Source organism: Stenotrophomonas sp. GD03958, assembly GCF_029839005.1.
Taxonomy (GTDB): Bacteria; Pseudomonadota; Gammaproteobacteria; order Xanthomonadales; family Xanthomonadaceae; genus Stenotrophomonas; species Stenotrophomonas hibiscicola.
Map to the genome: position 1 here is coordinate 1 of NZ_JAOBZT010000119.1, position 6154 is coordinate 6154.

Below are 6154 nucleotides of genomic sequence, written 5' to 3' on the forward strand. Positions count from 1 at the left end.
TGGGGCGCGTGATCACGGCCGCCGAAGGATGAACTCGCGATCGTGGGTATCGCCGACGATGAAGTCGTACTCGCCAACCTTGCTGCAGCCATAGCGCGCGTAGAAGCGCTGTGCGCCGAAATTCTCTTTCCATACGCCTACCCACAGGGTGCGGCGCTGCGGCTGGTCCAGCCACGCCATGAACGCGTCCATCATGCGTGCACCATGTCCGCCATTCTGGTGTGCGGCCAGGATGTAGAACCGCTTCAGCTCGATGTCACCCTCGCGTGCATCCGTGTGCGGCAAGGTGTTGGCACCGGCGGCCAGATAGCCGACCACGGCATCACCGTCCAGCAACAGCCAGATGGCACTGCGTGGGTCGGACAGTTCGATGCGCTGCGGTTCGCTGCTGTAGTGCGCCTGCAGGAAATCGTGCAGCTCCTGCGGCGGATAGGAATCGCCCCAGGTTTCGTTGTACGTGGCAATTGCGATGGCCGACAGCGCGTCGACATCGGCAAGGGTAGCGCGGCGGATCTGCAACGACATGGCGGTGCCTGCAATGGAGCGTGGCGCAGTGTAGCCGGCCCCGGCGGCTGCCGGGGCTGGCCATTGCTCACGAGCCGCTGCTCAGAACCACATGCGCACGCCCGCCACCCAACGCGTGTCGCGCGCGTGGTCACCGGCATGGTCGGCGGTGTCGCCAAACGTACGTTCGTGGCTGATGCCGATGTACGGCGCGAAGCGACGGCTGAACTCATAGTGCAGGCGCAGCCCGGCTTCGACCTTGTTCAGTCCGCGACCAATGCCGTACTCCGGTTCATCCTTGGCCGCAACGGTGGCTTCCAGCAGCGGCTGCAGGATCAGGCGGTTGGTCAGCAGTACGTCGTACTCGACCTCGGCCTTGGCCAGCACCTGGCCGCCGGAGCCCATGTACAGCGTGGCCGAGCTTTCGAACTTGTACGGCGCCAGACCCTGGATGCCGATGGCCGCCCATGTGCGCGAGTCGGACGGGCGGAAGTCCTGGCGCACGCCGACCAGCACGTCCCACCACGGCGACACGCTGCGACCATACAGTGCTTCCAGTGACGACGATTCGGTGCGGCCGCGGCTGCGTTCGCCATCGGTGCGCAGCCACAGGCGGTTGATGTTGCCGCCGATCCAGCCGGTGGCTTCCCAGGCCTGGCCGTTGCTGCTCTTGCCATCCCAATGCTCAAGCCGGTCGATCAGCAGCAGGCTGTTGATCTCCGGCGCGTGTTCCATCGCGCCATGCGCGATCGGCGGGAAGGCGGCGGCGCGGTCGGCATCAGTCGGGACCGGGATCGGTTCGCGCGGTTCGGTGGGTGCAGGCGTGCCGTGGCCCATCGCCCCGTGGTCCATCTGCGAATGGTCCATCGCCGCTGGCTGCATCGCGCCATGGTCCATCTTCGAGTGGTCCATCGTGGAGTGGTCCATGCCGGCGTGATCCGCTGCACCCATGTCCATCTCCGAATGATCCATCTTTGAATGATCGACCGGTTCGGCCGGCGCCTTCGCGGTCTTCGCAGGCGCGTTCATCGTGCCCATGTCATGGCCCGCGTGCGACTGCGCGAACACCGGCATTGCAGCGGTCAGGCCCAGGACCAGCAGGCTTGGGGAAAGCAGTGAGCGGCTCATTCTTCGATCCTCACTTCGCGCATCATGCCCGCTTCCATGTGGTACAGCAGATGGCAGTGATAGGCCCAGCGGCCGAGCGCGTCGGCGCGCACGCGGTAGCTGCGGCGTGTACCGGGTGGCATGTCGATGGTGTGCTTGCGCACCTGGAATTCGCCTTGTGCGTTTTCCAGATCGCTCCACACGCCGTGCAGATGGATCGGGTGCTGCATCATGGTGTCGTTGACCAGCACGATGCGCATGCGCTCGCCGTAGTTCAGCCGCAGCGGCTCGGCGCTGGCGAACGGGATGCCGTCGAACGACCAGGAGAATTTCTCCATGTGGCCGGTCAGGTGCAGCTCGACTTCACGACTGGGCTCGCGGCCATCGGGGTCTTCGAACAGGCTGCGCATCGCGCCGTAGGTCAGGACCTTGCGGCCGTTGTCGCGCAGGCCGATGCCGGGGTCGTCCAGCTTCGGTTCGGTAGCCGAACTCTGCATGTCCACCAGCGGGTTGTTGCGCTCGCTGGGCGGGTGCTTTGGCGCCTTGCTGGCGGCATCACCGCCGCCATGCGCACCGTGGCCCATGCTGGCGCCGCAGCCGCCTTCCATGCCCTTCATCGCGGTCATGTCGTGCCCGCCATGACCGCCACCACCCATGTCATGCCCCATGTCGCTCATGGTCAGCAACGGGCGCGGGTCGCGTGCAGGGATCGGCGCCTGCAGGCCATGGCGTACCGCCAGCGTGCCGGCAGCGAAGCCGGTGCGGCCCATGTCCTGGCAGAAGATGGTAAACGCGTCCTGGCCGGTGGGCTCGACCAGCACATCGTAGGTTTCGGCGGGAGCGATGCGGAACTCATCGATGCTGACCGGATGGATGTACTGGCCATCGGCGGCGACCACGGTCATCTTCAGGCCGGGAATGCGCACATCGAAGTAGGTCATCGAGGCGCCATTGATGAAGCGCAGCAGTACCTTTTCCCCGCTGCGGAACAGCCCGGTCCAGTTGCCGGCTGGCGCCGTACCGTTCATCAGGTAGGTGTAGGTGTGCGCGTTGATGTCGGAGATATCGGTGGGCGTCATCCGCATCCGCCCCCACATGCCGCGGTCGGACAGCGCGGCCGACCAGCCATCGCGCTTCACGTCACGCAGGAAATCCGGCAGCGTGCGCTTGTAGTAGTTGTCGTGCTCGGCGAGCTTCTTCATGCGCCGGAACAGTACGCCCGGATCCAGGTCGGTCCAGTCCGAGAGCATGATCACGTGCTCGCGGTCGTGGTGGTACGGCGCCGGTTCGGCCGGGTCGATGATCAGCGCGCCGTACAGGCCGGCCTGCTCCTGGAACATCGAATGGCTGTGGTACCAGTAGGTGCCCGACTGCTTCAGCTGGAAGTGGTAGTGGTAGGTCTCGCCGGGGCCGATGCCGTTGAAGCTCAGGCCGGGCACGCCGTCCATGTTGGCCGGCAGCAAGATGCCGTGCCAGTGGATCGAGGTCGGGTGGCGCTCCAGCGTGTTGCGCACGAACAGGTCCACGGTCTGGCCTTCGCGCCAGCGCAGAATCGGTGCCGGCAGCGAGCCGTTGACGGTGATCGCCGGGCGGGTGCGCCCGGTGAAGTTGGCCAGCGATTCGCCGATGGCCAGTTCGATGCGGGTGTCGCTGAGGACAGCGGGGGCGCCGGCCAGGCGAGGCGTGGCGCGGGCGGCGGCAAGCGCACGCTGCGGCACGCCGACAGCGGCGATGCCGGCGACCACGCCACCGGCGGCCAGGCCCTGCACGAAGAGGCGGCGCGACGGCATGGGCACAGCGCCCGGACCGGGGGGATTGCGGGTATTCATGGTGGAGACTCCAGACACGTAAAGATGCCGGCAGGGGGGGCCGGCTACGGTGCGCAGGGCGCACGATGCGTGTGGAATCAGCCGATGGGAGGGCGTGAGATGGGCGGCAGCGGCGGCGCCGGCCGGCCAGTGGCCGGCATCGGCTGCGGCGCCAGCGACAGTGCCGGGCCCGCCAGATACGGCAACGGCTGCACCACCAGCAACGGGTGCTGGGCGCAACTGCGCACGCAGTCCTTGATCTGGCAGTGGGCGTCGTGGGCGGGGGCCTCGGCCTGCGGGGCCTCGTCGGCCTGCATGGCGGCGTGGTGGTGGCAGTCGGCATCACCGCCATCAAGGGCGGCTACCGCGTGGGCCATCCGGCCCATTTCCTCGTGACCACTGGCCATGGCCGCGTTCAGCCCGTTGAGCAACAGGCTGAGCATGAGCACGACACGGAGCAGGGTCGAGGCGAGGGACATGGCGCTAATCTAGCCGCAAAGGGGCTGTGGATGCACTTCCGGCTGAATGGCCGGTTCAAGGTTGGACCTGCACCAGTGCAGAGCCGAGCCCACGCTCGGCTGCCGTTCACGCAGAAGCAGCCGAGCGTGGGCTCGGCTCTACAGGGGGACGAGCGCACGGTTGGCGATGGGGAGGCGCCTGGCCAGGCGCCCGGCGCTACCCCTCTTCGCGCACGATCTCGACCAGGCGCGGGCCGTAGCGGCTCAGCTTGGTGCCGCCGATGCCGCCGACCCGGGCCAGTTCATCCAGGCTGGTCGGGCGCTGCTCGGCGATGTTGCGCAGGGTGCTGTCGTGGAAGATCACGAAGGCCGGCACGTTCTGTTCGCGGGCCAGTTCGGCGCGCAGACCGCGCAGCGCGTTGAACAGCGCCAGATCCTGCGGCAGCACAGACAGGCCGGTGCGCTGCGCGCTGCGCTCGCGCCCGCTGGCGCTGCTGGCCGGGTCGCGGCGCATGCTGATCTGGCGGCGACCGGTCAGCACGTCGCGGCTGGCATCGGTCAGGCGCAGGCCACCGTGGCCCTCGCTGTCCACTTCCAGCAGGCTGGCGGCCACCAGCTGGCGGAACACGCTGCGCCAGGTGCGCGCATCCAGGTCGCGGCCGATCGCATAGGTACTGAGCTTGTCGTGGCCCTGCTGTTTGACCTTCTCGTTCTCGCTGCCGCGCAGGATGTCGATCAGGTGGCCGACGCCGAAGCGCTGGCCACTGCGGTAGACACAGCTCAGCGCCTTCTGCGCCGGAATGGTCGCATCCCACGAGGCCGGCGGCGTCAGGCAGTTGTCGCAGTTGCCGCAGGGCTGGGGATAGGTCTCGCCAAAACCGGCCAGCAGCACCTGGCGGCGGCATTGCATGGATTCGCAGTAGCCCAGCAGGTGGTCGAGCTTGCCCCGTTCCAGCTGCTTGCGTTCTTCGCCCGCCTCGGATTGTTCGATCATCTGCTTGAGCAGTACCACGTCGCCCAGGCCGTAGCACAGCCAGGCTTCGGCAGCTTCGCCATCACGACCAGCGCGGCCGGTTTCCTGGTAGTAGCCTTCCATCGACTTGGGCAGGTCGGTATGCGCCACGAAGCGCACGTCCGGCTTGTCGATGCCCATGCCGAAGGCGATGGTGGCGCACATGACGATGCCGTCCTCGCGCAGGAAGCGGCGCTGGTTGTTCGCGCGCACTTCCGGCGGCAGGCCGGCGTGGTAGGGCAGGGCGTTGAAGCCCTGGCCGCACAGGAATTCAGCGGTCTCCTCGACCTTGCGCCGCGACATGCAATAGACGATGCCGGCCTCGCCACGGTGGCCGCGCAGGAAATCGATCAGCTGCTTGCGGGCGTTGTCCTTCTGCACCACGGTGTAGCGGATGTTGGGGCGGTCGAACGAGCTGACGAAGTGGCGGGCTTCCTGCAGATCGAGGCGTTCGGCGATCTCGCGCTGGGTCGGCGGGTCGGCGGTGGCGGTGAGCGCGATCCGCGGAATCTGCGGCCAGCGCTCGTGCAGCACGGTCAGCTGGCGGTATTCCGGGCGGAAGTCGTGGCCCCACTGCGACACGCAGTGGGCTTCGTCGATGGCGAACAGGGCGATCTGGCTGCGTGACAGCAGCGACAGGAAGCGGCCGGTCAGCAGCCGCTCGGGAGCGACATAGAGCATGTCCAGCTCGCCGGCCAGCAGCTCGCGTTCGACGCGGCCGGCGGTCTCGGCATCCAGGGTGGAATTCAGGTACTCGGCACGAACGCCGAGCTGGCGCAGGGCTTCGACCTGGTCCTGCATCAGCGCGATCAGCGGCGAGATGACGATGCCACATCCGTCACGCAGCAGGGCCGGCACCTGGTAACACAGCGACTTGCCACCGCCGGTGGGCATCAGCACCAGGGCATCATGACCGGCAGCCACATGCTCCACGATGTCCTGCTGCGGACCACGGAAATCGTCGTAACCAAAGACGCGTTGGAGCAGGTCGTGCGCGGGACGGGAAGCCATCCGGCTAGTTTACCCCGGCGGGGGAGTCGGCAGGGCTGCGCCCTGCACCCGCTGCAAGCCAGTGCAACGTCAAAGGCAACAGCCGGCTCTGGGGTGATTCGTGGTTTGGTGGGGCGGTGTCGGATTGCGGGGACGCCGCAAGTACGTCCCTGTAGGCTTGGCAGCCGCATCCATGCGGCTGACACCCCGCAATCAGACACCGCCCCACCTTCGACAGTTTCCCGCGGCCGTTGGTGGGTGTCGACCTTGGTCGA

General features: G+C 67.2%; 5 protein-coding genes. All 5 read right to left on the minus strand.

Translation table 11 applies throughout. The features are described 5' to 3' along the window. Nucleotides 1–12: 12 nt before the first annotated feature. Entirely contained in the window at nt 13–525 is a 513-nt protein-coding gene (locus N5C25_RS19965; protein ID WP_279937741.1) for a GNAT family N-acetyltransferase, read from the minus strand. Between the two features lie 81 nt (nt 526–606). Then, complete coding sequence (locus tag N5C25_RS19970) at nt 607–1632, minus strand: copper resistance protein B (RefSeq protein WP_279937743.1); 1026 nt, start codon at nt 1630–1632, stop codon at nt 607–609. Continuing rightward, nucleotides 1629–3440, minus strand: coding sequence for a copper resistance system multicopper oxidase (locus N5C25_RS19975; protein ID WP_279937744.1), 1812 nt, complete (start codon nt 3438–3440; stop codon nt 1629–1631). The genes N5C25_RS19970 and N5C25_RS19975 overlap by 4 nt, the downstream gene beginning before the upstream one ends. A gap of 77 nt (nt 3441–3517) precedes the next feature. Continuing rightward, complete coding sequence (locus tag N5C25_RS19980) at nt 3518–3898, minus strand: CopL family metal-binding regulatory protein (protein WP_262214368.1); 381 nt, start codon at nt 3896–3898, stop codon at nt 3518–3520. Between the two features lie 196 nt (nt 3899–4094). After that, nucleotides 4095–5900 (minus strand): DNA helicase RecQ, encoded by a 1806-nt coding sequence (gene recQ / locus N5C25_RS19985; RefSeq protein ID WP_111102128.1) that lies wholly within the window; start codon nt 5898–5900, stop codon nt 4095–4097. Nucleotides 5901–6154: the final 254 nt, after the last annotated feature.